The 19641-nt window shown below is 71.7% G+C and carries 15 protein-coding genes and 1 tRNA gene; 10 read left to right on the top strand and 6 right to left on the bottom strand.

Going from position 1 to position 19641, the window contains the following annotated elements; genetic code table 11:
- Positions 1-121: 121 nt before the first annotated feature.
- The gene (locus ACI79R_RS05455; protein WP_456572563.1) at positions 122-1039 is read right to left on the bottom strand and encodes an aldose 1-epimerase family protein; all 918 of its coding nucleotides are present in this window, start codon (positions 1037-1039) and stop codon (positions 122-124) included.
- Between the two features lie 114 nt (positions 1040-1153).
- Between ACI79R_RS05455 and aroH the strand changes: the two genes are divergently transcribed.
- The 4 genes from aroH to ACI79R_RS05475 all read left to right on the top strand — a co-directional run bounded on the left by aroH (position 1154) and on the right by ACI79R_RS05475 (position 3709).
- Positions 1154-1516: a chorismate mutase gene (aroH, locus tag ACI79R_RS05460; protein WP_456572564.1), complete on the top strand. Its 363-nt coding sequence runs from the start codon at positions 1154-1156 to the stop codon at positions 1514-1516.
- An 8-nt stretch (positions 1517-1524) separates the two neighbouring features.
- Positions 1525-2217, top strand: a complete 693-nt coding sequence (gene cmk / locus ACI79R_RS05465) for a (d)CMP kinase (protein WP_456572565.1) — start codon at positions 1525-1527, stop codon at positions 2215-2217.
- Positions 2214-3560, top strand: a complete 1347-nt coding sequence (gene der, locus ACI79R_RS05470) for a ribosome biogenesis GTPase Der (RefSeq protein ID WP_456572566.1) — start codon at positions 2214-2216, stop codon at positions 3558-3560. Before cmk ends, der begins: the two co-directional genes overlap by 4 nt.
- A 75-nt stretch (positions 3561-3635) precedes the next feature.
- A tRNA-Pro gene (locus ACI79R_RS05475) sits at positions 3636-3709 on the top strand.
- A 644-nt stretch (positions 3710-4353) separates the two neighbouring features.
- On the opposite strand, the gene folP is transcribed toward ACI79R_RS05475, so the two are convergent.
- The 5 genes from folP to ACI79R_RS05500 all read right to left on the bottom strand — a co-directional run bounded on the left by folP (position 4354) and on the right by ACI79R_RS05500 (position 9803).
- A complete protein-coding gene (gene folP / locus ACI79R_RS05480; RefSeq protein ID WP_456572567.1) occupies positions 4354-5265 on the bottom strand; it encodes a dihydropteroate synthase in 912 nt (303 codons plus the stop codon).
- Positions 5262-6128, bottom strand: a complete 867-nt coding sequence (gene folD / locus ACI79R_RS05485; protein WP_456572568.1) for a bifunctional methylenetetrahydrofolate dehydrogenase/methenyltetrahydrofolate cyclohydrolase FolD — start codon at positions 6126-6128, stop codon at positions 5262-5264. Before folD ends, folP begins: the two co-directional genes overlap by 4 nt.
- A gap of 7 nt (positions 6129-6135) precedes the next feature.
- On the bottom strand, positions 6136-7050 hold the full coding sequence (purU, locus tag ACI79R_RS05490) for a formyltetrahydrofolate deformylase (RefSeq protein WP_456572569.1): 915 nt from the start codon (positions 7048-7050) through the stop codon (positions 6136-6138).
- A 211-nt stretch (positions 7051-7261) separates the two neighbouring features.
- The gene (locus ACI79R_RS05495) at positions 7262-8710 is read right to left on the bottom strand and encodes a hypothetical protein (RefSeq protein WP_456572570.1); all 1449 of its coding nucleotides are present in this window, start codon (positions 8708-8710) and stop codon (positions 7262-7264) included.
- A gap of 151 nt (positions 8711-8861) precedes the next feature.
- Entirely contained in the window at positions 8862-9803 is a 942-nt protein-coding gene (locus ACI79R_RS05500) for an SDR family oxidoreductase (RefSeq protein ID WP_456572571.1), read from the bottom strand.
- 593 nt (positions 9804-10396) lie between these two features.
- Between ACI79R_RS05500 and ACI79R_RS05505 the strand changes: the two genes are divergently transcribed.
- The 6 genes from ACI79R_RS05505 (at position 10397) to ACI79R_RS05530 (ending at position 19625) form a co-directional block, all read left to right on the top strand.
- A complete protein-coding gene (locus ACI79R_RS05505) occupies positions 10397-13780 on the top strand; it encodes a pyruvate carboxylase (RefSeq protein ID WP_456572572.1) in 3384 nt (1127 codons plus the stop codon).
- A 202-nt stretch (positions 13781-13982) separates the two neighbouring features.
- The gene (locus tag ACI79R_RS05510) at positions 13983-15188 is read left to right on the top strand and encodes an FAD-dependent oxidoreductase (protein ID WP_456572573.1); all 1206 of its coding nucleotides are present in this window, start codon (positions 13983-13985) and stop codon (positions 15186-15188) included.
- 269 nt (positions 15189-15457) lie between these two features.
- A complete protein-coding gene (locus ACI79R_RS05515; RefSeq protein WP_456572574.1) occupies positions 15458-16942 on the top strand; it encodes an aldehyde dehydrogenase in 1485 nt (494 codons plus the stop codon).
- Positions 16943-16953: 11 nt separating this feature from the next.
- A complete protein-coding gene (locus tag ACI79R_RS05520; protein ID WP_456572575.1) occupies positions 16954-17331 on the top strand; it encodes a nuclear transport factor 2 family protein in 378 nt (125 codons plus the stop codon).
- A gap of 84 nt (positions 17332-17415) precedes the next feature.
- Positions 17416-18411 carry a fumarylacetoacetate hydrolase family protein gene (locus ACI79R_RS05525; protein WP_456572576.1) on the top strand — a complete coding sequence of 332 codons (996 nt, stop codon included), beginning with the start codon at positions 17416-17418 and terminating at the stop codon, positions 18409-18411.
- A gap of 11 nt (positions 18412-18422) precedes the next feature.
- Positions 18423-19625, top strand: a complete 1203-nt coding sequence (locus ACI79R_RS05530) for a VOC family protein (RefSeq protein WP_456572577.1) — start codon at positions 18423-18425, stop codon at positions 19623-19625.
- The last annotated feature ends 16 nt before the right edge of the window (positions 19626-19641 follow it).

Here is a 19641-nt window from a genome sequence, read left to right on the forward strand (position 1 = left end):
GGGGCGCCCCACCGCGGCCGCCCGGCCGCGCGGGGGAGGGGGGGGGGGCCCCGCGGCCCCGCCCCCCCCCCCCCCCCCCCCCCCCCCCACAAGCCTCCTATGCCTCGCGGGGGACGCGCCGTCAGCCGAGCGGCTCGATGCCCCAGGTGCGGGTGACCGACTGCCCGGGCTCCAGTCGCACCAGCGCCTCGCCGGTGGCCAGCGCGTTGGGCGGGCAGGTCATCGGCTCCACGGCCAGCCCGCGCCGGCGCCGGTCGCCGGGGATCGTGTCGCCGGTGTAGAGCTGCAGGTAGCCGTAGCCGGCGTCCATCCAGACGGCGGCGCCGCGGCCGTCGGGGCCGGTCAGGCGCACCCACGCCCGGCCGTCCTCGTCCCGCTCGAGGTCGGTGAACGCCGCGTCGACCACGAGGTCGCCGATCGTCCGGCCGGCCCGCAGGTCGTAGGCGGTGCCCTCGACCGGCTCGGTGCCGGTCGGGATGCCGCGCTCGTCGGCGGCCAGTCGGGTGCCGCCGGGGGCGACCAGCCAGCAGTCGTCGACGTGCGCGCCCGGGCCGGCGGCCAGGTAGGGGTGCCAGCCCTCCCCGTAGGGCAGCGGGACGTCGCCCTCGTTGGTGGCCGTGGTGGTGACGGTGAGCCCCTGCTCGTCCAGCCGGTAGCCGACCTGCAGCCGCAGCGGGAACGGATAGCCCGGCTGGGGGTGCAGGAGGTGGCCGAGGGTGATCGCGTCGTCCGAGCGGTCGAACACGGTCCAGGCGACGTGGCGCACCAGACCGTGGATCGCGGTGCCCTTGGCCGGCTCGGTGAGCGCGAGCTGGTGCTGCGCGCCGTCCCAGGTGTAGACGCCGTCGCGCACCCGGTTCGGCCAGGGCGCCAGCAGGTGGCCGCGACCGTCGTCGGCCGTCTCGTCCTCGGCGAAACCGTCGAGCAGGTCCCGGCCGCCGGCGGTGTAGCCGCGCAGCCCGCCGCCGACCTCGACGACGGTCACCTCGGCGCCGGGACGGCGGAGCACGTACTGCTCTCCGGTGGGACGGACGGGCACGCGGCCTCCTCGGCAGACGGGAATCGGGCGGCGGCCGCGGCGGGTCGCCGTCCCGAACCTAGACTCGACCAGGCCCCGGCGACCCGGGAGCCGGGTTCCGAACGAGGAGTGTGCATGGCCGTCCGAGCCATCCGGGGTGCGACGCAGGTGGACGCCGACGACCGGGAGCAGGTGCTCGACGCCACGCGCGAGCTGGTCAGCACGGTCATGGAGCGCAACGGCCTGACCGCCGACGACATCATCAGCATCCTGTTCACGGCCACTCCCGACCTGGTCTCGGAGTTCCCGGCGCTGGCCGCCCGCGAGCTGGGCCTGGGCACCGTGCCGCTGATGTGCGCCACGGAGATCGACGTGCCGCACGCGCTGCCGCGGGTGCTGCGGCTCATGGCGCACGTGGAGACCGACCGCCCCCGTGACGAGGTGGCGCACGTGTACCTGCGGGGTGCGGTCGCGCTGCGCCGGGACATCGCGCAGTGAGCGGCCCGGTGACCGGTTTCCGGGGGCAGGTGACCCTCGACGGGCCGTCGGGCACGGGCAAGTCCAGCGTCGCCCGGGCGGTGGCGACCCGGCTGGGCGCGGCCTACCTCGACACCGGCGCGATGTACCGCGCCGCCACCGTCGCCGTGCTCGACGCCGGTGCCGACCCCGAGGACGCCGAGATGGTGGCCCGGGTGGTCGGTGCGGCGCGGATCGAGGTCGGGACGGCGGCCGACACCGAGGTCGTGCAGGTCGACGGGGTGGACGTCGCGGTGCGCATCCGCGGCGCCGAGGTGACGCGGGCGGTGTCCGCGGTCTCGGCGGTGCCCGCCGTGCGCCGCCAGCTGGTCGACCAGCAGCGCGCGCTGGTGGCCGCGGCCGACGCCGTCGTCGTCGAGGGGCGCGACATCGGCACCGTCGTCCTCCCCGAGGCGACCTGCAAGATCTACCTGACCGCCGCGCCGGAGGCCCGCGCCCAGCGCCGGGCCGCCCAGCTGGGCGTCAGCGACCCCGCCGAGGTGGCCGCGCTCGCCGCGGACCTGCGGCGGCGCGACGAGTACGACAGCAGCCGGGCCGACAGCCCGCTGCGCCCGGCGGCCGACGCGGTCGTCGTCGACAGCACCGATCTGGACCGGGAGGCCGTCGTCGACCGCGTCGTCGCGCTGGCCTGCTCGGCGGTCGGGGTGGGGGAGAGCTCATGAGCGAGGGCACCGGCGGGCCACTGCCCGTCGTGGCGATCGTCGGCCGGCCGAACGTGGGCAAGTCGACGCTGGTCAACCGGATCATCGGCCGCCGCGCCGCCGTCGTGCAGGACATCCCGGGCGTCACGCGCGACCGGATCTCCTACGAGGCGCTGTGGAACGGCAAGCGCTTCACCGTCACCGACACCGGCGGCTGGGACCCCAAGGCCTCGGGCCTGGGCGCGTCGATCAGCCGGCAGGCCGAGTTCGCGATGAAGACCGCCGACGTCATCGTGTTCGTCGTCGACAGCTCGGTGGGAGCCACCGACACCGACCTGGCCGCCGCCCGCATCCTGCGGCGCAGCGACCGGCCGGTCATCGTGGTGGCCAACAAGGTCGACGACGAGCGCAGCGAGGCCAACGCCGCGGAGCTGTGGTCGCTGGGCCTGGGCGAGCCGCAGCCGGTCAGCGCGCTGCACGGCCGCGGCAGCGGTGACCTGCTGGACCTGGTGCTCGACGCGCTGCCGGAGGCGCCGCGCGAGCAGGAGGAGGAGGGCGGCCCGCGCCGGGTGGCGCTGGTCGGCCGGCCCAACGTCGGGAAGTCCAGCCTGCTCAACCGGCTGGCCAAGGACGAGCGGTCGGTGGTCGACTCCGTCGCCGGCACCACCGTCGACCCGGTCGACTCGATCGTGCACCTGGGCGGGGAGGACTGGCGGTTCGTCGACACCGCCGGGCTGCGCCGCAAGGTCAACACCGCCAGCGGCACCGAGTACTACGCCAGCCTGCGCACCGAGGCCGCCATCCAGGCCGCCGAGGTCGCCGTCGTCCTGCTCGCCGCCGACGAGGTGATCAGCGAGCAGGACCAGCGGGTGATCACCCAGGTGATCGAGGCCGGCCGCGCGCTGGTCATCGCGATCAACAAGTGGGACACCCTCGACGAGGACCGGCACGCCCAGCTGGAGCGCGAGATCGAGCGCGACCTCGCCCGGGTCAAGTGGGCCAGCCGGGTCAACATCTCCGCCGCCACCGGCCGCGGGGTCGGCAAGCTCGCCGACCACCTGCGCGAGGCGCTGGCCTCGTGGGAGATGCGCATCCCGACCGCCGAGCTGAACGCCTACGTGCGCCAGCTGGTGCAGGAGACGCCCCCGCCGGCCCGCGGGGGGCGCGCCCCCAAGATCAAGTACGTGACCCAGGCCGACATCCGGCCGCCGCGGTTCGTCGTCTTCTCCACCGGCTTCCTCGAGGCCGGCTACCGCCGGTTCCTGGAGCGCAAGCTGCGCGAGCGGTGGGGTTTCGGCGGCACGCCGATCGACATCTCGGTCAAGGTGCGCGAGGGCCGGGACAGCGACCGGCGCAAGGGCTGACCGGTCGTCGGAGCGCCGGAGCGGGTGCGGTAACCTGCTCCTGCAGCGATCGGGCGGTGCGAGCCGCCTGACGCTCGGGCTGTAGCGCAGCTTGGTAGCGCACTTGACTGGGGGTCAAGGGGTCGCAGGTTCAAATCCTGTCAGCCCGACGTAGAACCGCAGGTCAGAGGCGGGTCGACGAACGAGTCGGCTCGCCTCTGACGTGTTCTGCGTCCGGTGCGCCGGGCGCGTGCCCTGCCGCCGGGGTCGCCGCCGGAGTCGAATGTGGGGGACAGCGGTCGACAGGGCACCTCGCGATGTCCTCCCCCTCCGGAGTTCGAGGCCCCGGTCGGGGCGGCCAACCTCGCCGGCGATGGTCGACGTGTCTGGCGGCTGAGTAAAGCAATGCCGTCATGGCGTCGGATCTGCCGGCGGCCCCTGTGACACCGAGCACGCCTGCACCGGAGGCCCCGAGCGAAGCTGTCCTTACGGCTCCGGATGCCCCGACGGCGCGAACCATCGCGCAGGCCACCGGGCAACCAGTCGAGATCCTGGCTGAGCGGTCGGAGACTGCATCAACCTGGGTTCGGCCTGATGGGACCTATACGCGGAGTACCTACGGGGGCGGGGCGTCTCTCGCGTCGCTCTGCCCGCGCTCGGTCAGACCTGGATCGACGTACGGTGCTCTACTGTTCGACCTACGCAGGGATGGCAGCAGCATCCGACCACAGGGATGTCGACACCGAGGGTCATCGTCTTCGCTGTGGTCCGACTACGACGGTGCAGGCGGCGGGCGGATCTCGTGCATCCGCGGTCAAGGGATGGACGCCTCAGCACCGGCCGCGGACGGACGCCGATGTTCGACCTCGGCACGGAGTACGGCGTTGAGCGTCCGGACGGCGTCGACGTTCCCCGCCACGTCGTGCACGCGGACCGCCCAGGCCCCGGCGCGCGCCGCGAGGACGGTCGTGGCCAGGGTCGCCGCGTCACGCCGGGCGGGGTCGGGGAAGAGTTCGTCGGAGTCGGCGAGCACGGCGCCGAGGAAGCGTTTCCGGGAGGCGCCGACGAGCACCGGCAGCCCGAGCCCGACGAGCGAGTGCAGACCGGCCAGCAGGGCGAGGTCGTGCGGCGGGTGCTTGGCGAAGCCGAGGCCCGGGTCGATCACGAGCTGGTCGGGTGCCACCCCAGCGGCCACCGCGTCGTCCACCCGGGCCAGCAGCTCACGCCGGACCTCGTCGACGACGTCGTCGTAGTAGGCGGCGGCGTACATCTCCCTGCTGTGCCCCCGCCAGTGCATGAGGACCCACGGGACGCCGGTCCCCGCAACCACCGAGGCCATCGCCGGGTCGGCCAGTCCACCGCTGACGTCGTTCACGACGACGGCGCCGGCGGCGATCGCCGCCTCGGCGACTCGCGCGCGTGTGGTGTCGACGCTCACCGCGACCCCCGAGCGGGACAGCTCCCCCACCACGGGCAGCACGCGGCGCAGCTCCTCGTCCACCGGGACCCGCCCCGCTCCGGGGCGGGTCGATTCGCCGCCGACGTCGACGAGGTCGGCGCCTCGAGCGGCCATGTCCAGCCCGTGGGTGACGGCCCGGGCGGTGTCGTCGTAGCGGCCACCTTCGGAGAAGGAATCGGGCGTCACGTTGAGAATGCCCATCACCCGGCAGCGGTCGACGCCCGCTCCGCGGGCCGGTGTGCCGACGGTGGGCGCCGTCAGCGTCACTGCAGGGCTTCCAGTCCCTGCTGGCGCCGGGCGGCGGTGAGCGTGTTGGCCAGGAGCAGGGCGATGGTCATGGGCCCGACTCCGCCGGGGACGGGCGTGATGCGCGCGGCCACCTCCGCGACCGCGGCGGTGTCCACGTCGCCGCGCAGCCCGTCGTCGCCGCGGTGGATGCCGACGTCGATGACGGTGGCATCGGGCTTCACCGCCTCCGGGCCGATGAGGCCCGGGATACCGGCCGCGACGACGAGGACGTCGGCGCGGCGGGTCACCTCGGCGAGGTCGCGGGTGCGGGAGTGGGCGACCGTGACCGTGGCGTTGCGTTCGAGCAGCAGCTGGGCCATGGGTCTGCCGACGAGCACCGAGCGGCCGACGACGACGGCCTCGGCGCCGGAGAGCGCGACGTCGTGCCGGTCGAGGAGCGCCATGACCCCCGACGGGGTACAAGGGCGCAACCCGGGCCGGCCCTGGGCAAGCAGACCGGCGTTGGCCGTGGTCAGCCCGTCGACGTCCTTGTCCGCGGGGATGCGCGCCAGCAGCGCCTCGGAGTCCAGGTGGCCAGGTGTGGGCAACTGGAGCAGGATGCCCGACACAGCGGGGTCGGCCGCCAGGTCGTCGATCAGCTCTGCCGCCTGCCTCTGGGAGATGTCGGCGGGCAGGTGGCGGTGCAGGTCGGCCATGCCGGCGGCGGTGCACGCCCGGCGCTTGTTGCGCACGTAGACCTCGCTCGCCGGGTCGTCCCCGATCAGCACGGTGGCTAGACCGGGGGCGGTGCCCCCTGCGGCGACGAGTCCGGCGACGCCCGTGGCGACGTCCTCGCGGACCTGCCGGGCGATGCCGGTGCCGTCGATCATCTGCGCGGGCACGGCGACCTCAGAAGACGACGCTGGTGTTGCCGTGGACGGCGACGCGGTCCTCGAGGTGCCAGCGCACGGCGCGGGAGAGCACGGCACGCTCGACGTCGGCGCCCAGGCGTACCAGATCGGCGGTGGTGTGCCGGTGATCGACGCGGACGACGTCCTGCTCGATGATCGGGCCCTCGTCGAGGTCGGCGGTCACGTAGTGGGCCGTGGCGCCGATGAGCTTCACCCCGCGGTCCTTGGCCTTCTGGTACGGTCCGGCGCCGATGAAGGCGGGGAGAAACGAGTGGTGGATGTTGATCAGCGGACACCCCACCCGGTCCAGGAACTCCGGAGTGATGATCTGCATGTAGCGGGCCAGCACGACCAGGTCGACGTTGCCGCGCAGCAGATCGAGGATCCGGGCCTCGGCCTCGGCCCGGTTGTCCCGGGTGGCCGGGATGTGGAAGTAGGGCACCCCGAACGGGCGTACGGCATCGGCCAGGTCGGGATGGTTGGAGATGACCATCGCGATGGTCATGTCCAGTTCACCGCGGCGGTGACGCCACAGCAGGTCCAGCACGCAGTGGTCGGTCTTGGAGACCATGATCGCGACCCGCTTGGGGATGTCGGCCTGGGTGAGCCGGAAGGTCATGCCGAACTCTTCTGCGACCTGCGTGGCGAAGGACCGTTCCAGCTGGTCGCGGGCGGCGGCCAGGCCGGGCAGGTGGAGCTCGGTGCGCTGGAAGAACTCCCCGCCCTCCTCGGCAGTGGAGAACTGGTCCAGGGCGACGATGTTCGCACCGGCTGCGGTGAGGAAAGTGCTCACCGCCGAGACCACCCCGGGCCGGTCGGGGCACTGGATGAGCAGTCGGCCGTGGTCGGTGTCGTGCCGAGCGGCGGGCGTCGCGCGTGGCAGCGCGGTGGCGGTGGTGGCCAGCGCGGTCATGAGTCCTCCCGGATGGGCTCCCGGCAGGGGCCGGGCATGTGTCTGCGGAGCGGGGGGGGGGAGCCGATATCCCTCGGCTGTCGCGTCGGCCGTGTCCACGGACGCACCGACGGACGACCCCGACCTCGATGCAGGCTCAGCGAGCTGAGGGGGCTCCGGGGCGGGGCCGCCGTCCTCATCGAGGGGGCGTGCTCGGTGCGTCCGTGGTGGACTACTCGGCCGCGACTCCGGACGGGATCGCGTCGATGTCGAAGTCCTTGTTGCTCGCCATGTCCAGGTAGGGGAACCGCTCGACCGTGGCGCGGATGGGCTTGATCCGCCCGCCGTGGTCTCCCCAGTGCACGACGACCTCGGTACCGATCGCGGCGTGCTCCAGGTCGATCGTCGAGTGCGAGAGCATCTCGCGGTAGTGGTAGGAGTACACCGCGACCGAAGACACGCCGACCGGCCGGCCGTCCTTGGTCACCAGGTCGGCGTGGTCCCCGGCCGGTGACTGGGGCGTGGTCGGGAACTCGAAGTGCTTGTACTCCTGACCGGGCTCGAACTGCGAGGCAAAGACGTCGACGACGTCCTCCTTGTTCCACCGCAGCACCACGGTCTTGCGGCGGGGGTCAGCGGCCTCGGCCTCCAGGGCCGCACGGCCTATGAAGTCGTGGTCGAACTTGGCCATCCACCCCCAGTTGACCTCGAACGGCGTCCGCAGCCGCGCGTCCATGTCCGTCGGGTCGATGCTCCCCCGCAGTGCACCTCCGGTCTGCCCGGGCGGGAGCGCAGCCCCGAAGACCGGGTGGGACACGAAGCCCGGGTCGGCGAAGGCCGCCGGGAGGAACGTGCACCCCTGCTGGGGAAAACCCCCCTCGGTGTGGTTCACCACGTAGGTGCGCCAGCCGAGTCGCTTCAGTCCGAAGTCCTTGCCGGCCTGGAACACGGCATCGAAGACCGCCGGGCCGTGCTCGAGTGGCCCACGCAGTTCATAGGCCAGGGTGCCGGCCATGCCGATCCGGGACAGCTCGATCTCCACCGACGCGTCGATCCCCGGGATGGCGACGCGCTGCACCCCCAGGAACGCCAGTCCGCGGAGCGGCTGTCCGAGGAGCCGCTCGAGGACCTGCACAGACGTCGGTCCCGCGACCTGGAAGAGGAAGATGTCCCGCAGGCCGATCTCGACGTCCAGCCCGAGGGACGGGGCCTTGTACAACGGCCACGGCATCGCAGCCATGTGCCGGAAGGAGTCCTCGCTGTCCCGCACGGTCAGGCCGTGGTTGGCGATGTAGCCGCGGTCGTCGAGCATCACGAGGTGCTTCGACGTGCCCACCGGCCAGCGGTGGACGTTGTTGATGCTCAGCCGGGACAGGAACTCTTGTGCATGCGGACCGCTGAACGTGAACTCCGGCAATCCACTCAGGTTCGACGCGAGGTACGCGGTCGTCTTCCACGACAGGGATTCCTGCTTCCAGCCGTCGCCTTCCCAGATGTGCAGGCCGCCCAGGATGTTCAGATACGTCGGGACGTCGGGATAAGCCGGGACGTCCCGCACGGTCGCCGGACCGGGCAGTCCCGCACCGACGGAGCCCGACCGCGCATCCGGAGGAGCCGGCATGCCGTCCACCTCCGCGATCGCCGTGCCCAGCGCGGTCCCAGTGACGCCGTTGTCGCTCATGGTCGATGTACCTCTCTGGTCGTTCGGGATCGTCGACCGCCCGGATGGGCGCGACGACTGGGTTGTGCTGCCCGGGGACTGGACGGGCCGGTCGATGGCGAACGACGCGGTCGCCGGTCTGGAGCGGCCTCGGTGTCCACGGGGCGAGGCGTCAGACCAGTTCGTCGATCTGGTCGTATCGCACCGACTTGACCCGCTCCATGACCGACCGCAGCGCCTCGGGCGCCCGCCCGGTCAGCTGCTCCACGTGCCGGGACAGCAGCGCCTGGTGGCCGCCCGCGACCGCCAGGTCCGCGGACACCAGCTCGTCGCTGGCCCACCGGTGCCCCTCCGCACTGGGCGGTAGATCCGGGTCGTAGGTGCGAGGGAGCCCGACGCTGTCGAAGAACGCCAGCCGTTCCTCCTCCGTGACCGGCTGGTAGGCGATCGGCACCCCGTACACGTCGGAGCCGATGCGCACGATCTCTTCCATGCTCAGGAGTTCGGGCCCGGTGATCTCGTAGACGGCGCCGGCGTGCCGGTCAGGTTCACGGAGCACCGCAGCAGCGCTCGCGGCGACGTCTCGCTTCGCCACGGGGGACAGCGAGCCGTGTCCCGTCGCCATCTCCAGGCGACCACTGGCGGCTGCCGGGGCGATCCAGATGTTGCTGACGATCTCCGCGTACAGGTGATTGCGCAGGAATGTGTACGCCATGCCCGAAGCCCGGAGATCCTGCTCGCTTTGGTAGTGGTCCTTGGCGGACAGGGCGGGATTGTTTGGCTGCTCGCCGCCGCCGACCGAGGTGTAGACGATGTGGCGGACGCCTGCCGCTTCCGCCGCCGCGATGGCGTTGCGGTGCTCGGAGATGCGCCGGCCCAGGTTCAGCCCGCTGATCAGGAACAGGATGTCCGCACCGCGGTACGCCTCGTCGAGCGATGCCCGGTCCTGGTAGTCGCCGCGGATCACGCGCATGCCCTGCTCCGAACGGTCGGCGAGTTGCCCCGGTGTCCGGGTCACGAGGGTCAGCTCGAGGTCGGGAGCCTCGCTCACGAGCAGTCGGGTGACCCGGCGCCCGAGGTCGCCCGAGGCGCCGCTGATGGCCACCCGGGTCATGAGGCGCTCCGGGTCGCGTCCCGTCGAGGGCTCGGGCTGCAGTGGGTCTGCGGTTCCCGGATCGGGCCTTCGAAGTCGTGGGGTCGCTCGTGGGCGAGGGACATCTCTCTCCTCTGCGGTCGCGTGACTGGCGTCACGAGGAGCTGAGGATGCGGTTCCGGGTCGCACGGTGACCAGACCGGAATCTTCGGACCTGCTATGCACCCGACGCATGAGACGTCGCGGTCGGCACTCCATGCGTCGGGTGCATGACGAGCTCGAACTACGTGCCGTTCTCCGGGCGCTGCGCGGTACGCCAGGATGCTGCGGCCGGGAGAGCGCCCGCCATCCTCGGGCTTCCGCCACGCGGCCACCGGGCGTCGCCCGTGTCGCGTCAGACGTGACAGCCGCTGACGGCGGCGTCCTGATCCATGGAGTTCGATCATCCGTACCTCCCAGTCACGCAATGCGCCCCCGGACCGTGGGCGAACGACCCTCGCTCGCTCGGTCGGGTCGTCCGGCGCCCGATGCGCCTTGCCGTCTCCCAACCTGCGAGCGCAGGCATGATGCGGCGGTCCAGGAGCCCCCGGCCGTCGCCGTTCCGGAAGGTGCTGGTGGCCAATCGTGGTGAGATCGCGGTGCGGGCGTTCCGGGCTGCTTACGAGCTGGGTGGGGGCACGGTGGCCGTGTTCCCCTGGGAGGACCGCAACTCGGTGCACCGGCTGAAGGCCGACGAGAGCCACCGGATCGGTGAACTCGGTCATCCGGTACGGGCGTATCTGTCGGTCGAGGAGATCGTCGGCGCGGCGCGGCGTGCGGGCGCGGATGCGGTCTATCCCGGATACGGGTTCCTGTCGGAGAACCCGGAGCTGGCCGAGGCGTGCGCGCGGGCGGGTATCGCCTTCGTGGGTCCTCCGGCCGCCGTGCTGGAGCTGACCGGGAACAAGGCGCGGGCGATCGCGGCAGCCCGGGACGCGGGACTGCCGGTGTTGGCCTCGACCGAGCCGAGTGCGGACCTGAGCACGGTCGTGGCCGCCGCGAACGTCATCCCGTTCCCCGTGTTCGTCAAGGCCGTCGCGGGCGGCGGGGGCCGGGGGATGCGGCGGGTGCACGAGCCTGCGGACCTGCCCGGTGCGGTGCAGGCGGCCATGCGCGAGGCGGAGTCCGCTTTCGGCGACCCGACGGTGTTCGTGGAGCAGGCTGTGGTGGAACCGCGTCACATCGAGGTGCAGATCCTGGCCGACGCGGCGGGGAACGTGGTGCACCTGTTCGAGCGCGACTGCTCGTTACAGCGGCGCCACCAGAAGGTGATCGAGTTGGCGCCGGCGCCGAACCTGGATCCGGCCCTGCGGGCACGGATCTGCGCGGATGCCGTGGCCTTCGCCCGATCCATCGGCTACGTCAACGCCGGCACGGTGGAGTTCCTGGTCGACGCCGACGGCAGGCACGTGTTCATCGAGATGAACCCCCGGATCCAGGTCGAGCACACCGTCACCGAGGAGGTGACCGACATCGACCTGGTTTCCGCACAGCTGCGGATCGCGGCGGGGGAGACGCTGCCCGATCTGGGCCTGACGCAGGAGTCGATCATCCTGCGCGGCGCCGCGCTCCAATGCCGGATCACCACCGAGGACCCGGCCAACGGCTTCCGCCCGGACACCGGCCGGATCACCACCTACCGCTCCCCGGGAGGTGCCGGGGTCCGGCTGGACGGCGGCGCGTCGCTGGGCGGGCTCGTGGAGGCACACTTCGACTCGCTGCTGGTCAAGCTCACCTGCCGGGGACGGGACCTCGAGACGGCGGTGGCGCGGGCACGGCGAGCGGTGGCGGAGTTCCGCATCCGCGGTGTGGCCACGAACATCCCGTTCCTGGCGGCAGTGCTGGAGGATCCCGACTTCCGGGCGGGGCGGGTGACGACGTCGTTCATCGAGCGGCGGCCGCAGCTGCTGTCCGCCCGCAGTTCGGCCGACCGTGGTACCAGGTTGTTGAGCTACCTGGCCGACGTGACCGTCAACCGGCCGCACGGTGAGCGGCCGCGCCTGGTCGACCCGGTGGACAAGCTGCCCGCAGTGGACCGCACGAGCGCGCCACCGGAGGGCTCGCGGCAGCGACTGCTCGCCCTGGGACCTGAGGCATTCGCCGCGGAGCTGCGTGGCCAGCGGGCGCTGGCGGTCACCGACACGACCTTCCGGGATGCGCACCAGTCACTGCTGGCAACCCGGATGCGGACGAAGGACATGCTGGTCGTCGCACCCGTCCAGGCGCGGACGACGCCCCAGTTGCTGAGTCTGGAGTGCTGGGGCGGGGCGACGTACGACGTGGCCTTGCGCTTTCTGCACGAGGACCCGTGGCAGCGGCTGGCCGCGCTGCGCGAGGCCGTGCCCAACATCTGTCTGCAGATGCTCCTGCGCGGCCGCAACACGGTCGGCTACACGCCCTACCCGGAGACGGTGACCGACGCCTTCGTCGCCGAGGCCGCCCGCACCGGCATCGACGTCTTCCGCATCTTCGACGCGCTCAACGACGTAGGACAGATGCACCCGGCCATCGATGCCGTGCGGGAGACCGGGACGGCGGTGGCCGAGGTGGCGCTGTGCTACACCGGCGACCTCAGCGACCCGGGTGAGGACCTCTACACGCTGGACTACTACCTGCGGCTGGCCGAGCAGATCGTCGACGCCGGTGCGCACGTGCTCGCGATCAAGGACATGGCCGGCCTGCTCCGGCCGCCGGCTGCCGGTCGTCTGGTCCGGGCGCTGCGGGAGCGCTTCGACCTGCCGGTGCACCTGCACACGCACGACACCGGCGGGGGACAGCTGGCCACGCTGCTGTCGGCGTGGCAGGCCGGCGTCGATGCCGTCGACGGGGCGGTGGCCGCCATGGCGGGCAGCACGAGCCAGCCGTCGCTGTCGGCGATCGTCGCAGCCACCGACCACACCGACCGGGCCACCGGCCTGGACCTGGCCGCGGTCAACGACCTCGAGCCCTACTGGGAGGCGGTCCGCCGGGTCTACGCGCCGTTCGAGTCCGGCCTGCCCGCGCCGACCGGGCGCGTGTACGCCCACGAGATCCCCGGTGGGCAGCTGTCCAACCTCCGCCAGCAGGCCATCGCCCTCGGTCTGGGTCAGCGTTTCGAGGAGGTCGAGGACGCCTACGCCGCTGCCGACCGGCTGCTCGGCCGCCTGGTCAAGGTCACCCCGAGCTCGAAGGTCGTGGGCGACCTGGCCCTGCAGCTGGTCGGCTCCGGCGTCACGGTCGCCGACTTCGCGGCCGACCCCTCCGCGCACGACCTACCCGACTCGGTGATCGGTTTTCTGCGTGGCGAGCTCGGCGACCCCCCCGGGGGATGGCCCGAACCCCTCCGCAGCCAGGCGCTGATGGGACGCCGGCCGGCCAGGCCTCCCGCGAAGCTGACCCGGGACGACGTCGCGGCCCTGTCGGAACACCCCCGGGCCACCCTGAACCGGCTGCTGTTCCCCGCTCCGAACGAGGACTACGAGGCCCACGTCGCGACCTACGGCGACGTCTCGGTCCTGCCGACCGAGGAGTTCCTGTACGGCCTGCGCCCCGGTGACGAGCACCCCGTCGACCTCGAACCCGGGGTCACCCTGCTCCTGGGGGTCGAGGCCATCGGCGACCCGGACGACCGGGGCATGCGCACCGTCATGTGCACGCTGAACGGGCAGCTGCGACCGGTCACGGTTCGCGACCGGTCCGTCGATGCCCGCGTTCCCACCGCCGAGAAGGCAGACCGCCGCGATCGGGGACACGTGGGTGCCCCGTTCGCCGGGGTCGTCACCCTCGCGGTCAGCGAGGACGACCCCGTCGAGGTCGGTCAGACCGTCGCCATGATCGAGGCGATGAAGATGGACGCCGCCATCACCGCACCCGTGGCAGGCGTGGTGCGACGGGTCGCCGTCGGGCGGGTCCAGCAGGTGGAGGCCGGCGACCTCCTCCTGGTGCTCGTGGACGCCCAGGAGGACCGACTGCGGGCCTGACCCGGTCGCACCGCTCCGGCCTGCCCGAGGCGCGTGCCGAGCGCGGACACGTTTGACCGCGCCCGCCGGATGCGTGGTGGATGCCGCCATGCGCCCAGCGCATGGAGTCGCCGAACGGGCGTCATTGGCCAGCGCAGCAGTTCTCCGCCACCGTTGATCCGGGTCGGCGACATGGCGAACGTCGATCTGGAGGAGGAGTGAAGTGCAGGATGAGCGACAGGTCGTGATCGTCGGGGCCGGGCCCACCGGGCTGGTGACCGCGCTCGGACTCGCGCAGCAGGGCATCGAGGTCACGGTCGTCGAGCGCTTCTCCGAACTGCAGGACGCCCCGCGTGCCGTCGTCTACCACTGGTCGACCCTCGACGGACTGGAGCGGCTCGACCTCTACGACGACGCTGTGCGGGCAGGCTTCCTGAAGCAGGACTACGCCTACCGGATCCGCAGGACGGGCGAGATCATCCCGTACCGCCTCAAGGCGCTCGAGGGCCGCGTCAAGCATCCCCACAACCTCCACCTCGGGCAGGGGTCTCTCGCCAAGGTCGTCCTGGCCAGGCTGGAGGCCCTGCCCAACGTCGAGTTCCGGTGGGGCAGCGAGGTCACCGCCGTCGTCCAGGACGAGGCCGCTGTCGAACTGAGGCTGGGCGGTGAGGCTGGGGAGAGATCGGTCCGGGCTCGCTGGGTGGTCGGCGCCGACGGCGCAGGCTCGCGGGTCCGTGGCGCCTTGGATCTCGGCTTCCACGGGATGACGTGGCCGGAACGCTTCGTCGCCACCAACGTCCGCTTTCCCGACGACAGGGCGGGCTGGGCTCAGTCCACCTTCTACGTCGATGACGTGTTCGGTGCGATCATCGCCAAGATCGACGAGTCGGGCGACCACGGACTGTGGCGGTACACGTACATGGAGGACGCCGAGCTGCCCGTCGAGAGCGTCGGGGCGCGACTTCCGCACTTCCTGGCCAACGTCTTCGGCGATGACGTCGCGCGGCAGGTCCAGGTGGAAGCCGTCTCGCCGTACCGCATGCACCAGCGCAGCGCCTCGACGTATCGGGCCGGTCGCGTCCTGCTGGCGGGTGACGCCGCCCACGCCACGAACCCCTGTGGCGGCCTGGGGCTCACCATGGGCCTGTTCGACTCCTACGCGCTGATCGAGACCCTGGGAGCCGTGGCTCACGGGCGGGCCGACGAGAGCATCCTCGACACCTATGCCCATCTGCGCCGGGCGGCTTTCCTCGAGAAGGCGAGTCCCCGCGCTTCGGCGAACAAGCGTCTGATCTTCCACTCCGCCGACCCCGCGAAGCTCGAGCGCGACCTCGAGATGTTCCGCCGGCTGTCCCGCGACCCCGACCTGGCCGCCGAGGTCCTCTCCTTCACCAAGACCCTCGAGAGCCCGTCGCTCCTGGCCGTCTGAGGGCCCCCTCCCGCCCCGGAGCGGCCCGGTCGACGGAGAGCTCGTGGCCGGCCGGCCCGACGAGCCGGGAGTCATGCGTCTCCTGCATGGAGGCACGGAACTTCATGGCGTTGTCCGGGGCACGGCGAACCGTGACGCTGGCAGGACGGTGATGGGCGTCTCGTTCTGCACCCGCCGAGCCCGGCCCGGCGCCCCCCGTCGCCGACATCCCTCGCAACTCGTGGAAGACCGACCACCCCTGGCGACGCCGTCGCTACCAAGGAGATGACATGTCCCTCACCGTCGAGCGACCCAGCAGCCTGGACCGCACCCGGTTCTTCATCGACGGCGCCTGGGTCGACCCGATCGCCGGGCGCATCCACGACCAGACGGAGGCAGCGACCGGCCGGGTCATCGGTGCTGCAGCGCTCGGTGGTGAGGCGGACATCGACACCGCCGTGCGAGCCGCGCGACGAGCGTTCGACCTCGGGCCGTGGGGGCGCACCACGCCGGCTGAGCGCGCCGCGGCCCTGCGTCGGCTCGCCGATGCCCTGGAAAGCCGCGGGGAGGGGACGTCCACCCTCGTCAGCCGTCAGAACGGCATGCCGATCGGCTTCTCGCAGCAGGTCAACGGCATGCTCCCCGGGGCACTGCTGCGGATCTATGCCGACGTCATCGAGAACCTGGTCCTCGAGCGGCCGCAGCCCAGCATGGTCGGGTCCACGATCGTGCGGCGGGAACCCCTCGGCGTGGTGGCCGCGATCGTCCCGTGGAACTTCCCGCAGGCCCTGGCCGCTTTCAAGATCGCGCCCGCGCTGGCCGCTGGGAACACCGTCGTCCTCAAGCCCTCGCCCGAGACGTCGCTCGACCCCTACGTCTGGGCAGAGGCCGCCCAGGAGGCGGGGCTCCCCGACGGCGTGCTCAACGTCGTGGTGGGCGACCGGGATGCCGGCGCAGCCCTCGTGTCACACCCCCTGGTGGACAAGATCGCCTTCACCGGCTCCACGGAGGCCGGCCGGCAGATCGGCGCCGAGGCCGGCCGGCTCATCCGCCCGGTCACCCTCGAGCTGGGCGGCAAGTCGCCGGGCATCTTCCTCGAGGACGGCGATGTCCAGGCGTTCGTGGCCGCGCTCGACGGTGCCTCCTTCCTGAACAGCAGCCAGACGTGCACCACGCAGTCACGCGTCCTCGTGGCGCGATCCCGCTACGACGAGGTGGTCGCCGCGCTGGCCGACCACGCGAGCTCGCACTTCACCATCGGCGACCCGTTGGACCCATCCGTCACGCTCGGTCCGATGGCCTCGCAGCGGCAGCTGGACCGCGTCCTGGGCTACATCGAAGCGGCGAAGGCGTCCGACGCGCGCCTGGTCGCCGGCGGTGGTCGGCCGGCCGGGCTCGACCAGGGCTACTTCGTCGAGCCGACCGTGTTCGCCGATGTCGCCAACAGCGACAAGCTGGCGCGCGAGGAGGTCTTCGGGCCGGTCATCGCGGTGATCCCCTTCGGTGACGAGGCCGAGGCGATCCAGCTCGCCAACGACACGAACTTCGGTCTCGCCGCCGTCGTGTACAGCGCGGACGAGGACCGTGCGCTGCAGGTCGCCCGGCAGATCCGGTCCGGCACCGTCGGCCTGAACTACTACCTGCTCGACATCGGTGCCCCCTACGGGGGCTATAAGGAGTCGGGGCTCGGCCGCGAGCTCGGCGGCGAGGTCGGTCTCGAGGGCTACCTGCAGTACAAGTCGATCTACGCCTCGGCCAAGTACCTGCAGGGCTGAGGGCCAGCCAGATGAGCTCTCCCACGCAGATCGTGGAGGCGTACTTCGCCGGGGTCACCGCCGGCGACGTCGATGCCGTCGCGGCCCTGTTCGCCGAGGACGCGACCCTGCAGAACGCGGCGGGCACCCTCCATGGATCAGAGGCGATCCGGCGGATGTACCAGAACGGTCTCAAGCCCGGCGCGATGCGCCCCCGGCCCAAGGTCCTGGTGACCCACGGCGACGACGTCGCCGTCGAGATCGACCTCGACACCGGCGGCACCACGGTCGCCCTCGCGGACTTCTTCACGGTCCGCGACGGCCGGATCCGGCGACTGGCGATCTACAGCCTCACCCCGACCGGCGGCCGGTTCCTCGACAAGGTCGGCGGCGATCCCGGCACCGACTGACGCCGGTGGCCCGGCCGGTCTCGCCGGCCGAGCCACCACAGCACCTCCGTCCCAGACGTCGACAGAGAGCGAGCAAGGAGAACCATGAAGGTCGCAATCTTCGGACCGGATCGCCGGGTCGGCATCGTCGAGGGCGACTCGCTCGTCGACATCGGTGCTGCCTACGCGAGCTACCTCGGCGGGTCGGATGCCGCTGGCAGCCCCTCCGACGTGCCCACCTCCCTCAACGCGTTCATCGAGGCGGGGGAGACCGCCCTGGCGGGCGCCCGGGCCGCGTTGGACCACCTGGCCGCGCAGCCGGACGAAGCCACCGGCGTGGACGGCGAGCCGCTGCGGCACCGGTTGAGCGAGGTGACCCTCCACCCGCCGATCGAGGGTGCGTCGCGGATGTTCGCCGCACTCGCCAACTTCGCCGACCACATGCAGGCGGCGGCGCAGAACACCGGTGACGCGGGCGCCCAGTCGACGCTGAACCGGCTGCAGGCCGGGGGGCCGAAGTACTTCATGAAGGACGCCCGGTGTGCCTCGACCGACGGTGACCAGGTCCGCTACCCGGCCCGCACGAACCTCCTCGACTACGAGGCCGAGATCGCCGTGGTCATCGGCAAGCCGGGGCGCGACCTCGACGGCAGGGACTTCGGGTCCCACATCTGGGGCTACACCCTCGCCAACGACTGGTCGGTCCGGGACAACGTCTCCTTCGGACCGGACTTCCAGTACTCGAAGAACTTCGACACCGCGGCCGGGCTCGGGCCGTGGATCGTCGTGGCCGGGGACATCGACCCCCAGGACATCCCGATCGAGTGCCGCGTCAACGGCGAGCTCCGTCAGAGCGGGAACACGCGGTCGATGATCCACGGCTTCGCCGCTCTGGGCGCGTTCCTCTCGCGGGACACGACCCTGTACCCGGGCGACCTGATCCTCTCAGGCACACCGAAGGGCACTGCAGTCGACTCCAGTAAGCGGCTCGACGACGGCACCTTTCCCGACGAGTCCCGCTTCATCCGGCCGGGCGACGTGGTCGAGGTGTCGTCCACGCTGCTCGGCTCCCTCACCAACGAAGTAGTCAAGCCCAGCTGAGAGGCCCAGCCATGAGCACGAAGTACGACGTCGGCGGTGTGCTCTACGACCGCCCGTTCAAGATTCGCCGTCTCAACCACTTCGGCATCTCGGTGCAGGACACCGGCGCGGCGCTGGCGTTCTACCGAGACCTGCTCGGGTTCAAGGTCTCCGAGGTCATCGACACGGCAGTCACCGACCCGGGACCGTGGCACGACGGCCTGCCCGACACCCGGATCTACATGCTGCGGCACAACAGCGACCACCACACCCTCGTGCTGATGCCTCGGCCGTGGATCGAGCACATGGAGCAGCCGGCACGCGACGACATCACCGTCAACCAGATCACCTGGCAGGTGAGCTCCCTGCGGGAGGTGGTCGAGGCACGCAGGTGGCTCGAGTCGCGGGGGCGGGATATCGACCGGTACGGCCGCGATCCGGGGTCGAACTGGCACACCTACTTCCCGGACCCCAGTGGCCACACCAACGAGCTGGAGTACGGCATCGAGCAGGTGGGCTGGGACGGCCTGAGCAAACCGCAGGTGATGTGGCCCTGGCGCCACGACCACCCGGAGCTGCCCTACAGGGCCGAGGCGACCGAGGTCGTCGAGGCGGTGGCCGAGGGGATCGACCTGAACTCCGGTCACCGGTGGATCGACGAGTCGGACAAGACCTTCGACGTCGGCGGGGTGCTCCTGGGGCGGCCGTTCACCCCGGTACGCCTGGGCCCGGTGAGCCTCTTCGTGGAGGACGTGGAGGAGTCGATCGATTTCTACACCGAGACCCTGGGCCTGGTCCTGAGCGAGGAGACCGAGGTCCAGGGCCACCGCGCGGTCTTCCTGCGCACCAACACCGAGCACCACAGCGTCGCGCTGTTCCCGCTCCGGCTGCGCGAGGCCCTCGGCGTGAGCAGCGAGACGACGCTGCTGTCCTTCGGCATCCAACTCGGCTCCTACTCCGAGCTCCGCGCGGCGCGGTTGTTCCTCGAGGAGCGGGGCGTCAAGCTCATCGACCTGCCGCAGGAGATCCACCCCGGCATCGACTACGTCGTGCATGCCGTCGATCCTGCGGGGCACGTCCTGCAGCTCTACTACTACATGGAGCAAGTCGGCTGGAACGGTGCCGTCCGGGCGCCCGCCCAGCGCCGTCAGGTCACCCCCGGTGTCTGGCCCGAGGCGTTGGAGCCGCTCTCGGACACCTACGCGGGGGAGACCTTCTGGGGCCCCGTCGGCTGAGCCGCCGCCGTCCGAC

Source organism: Blastococcus sp. SYSU D00820 (assembly GCF_054050695.1).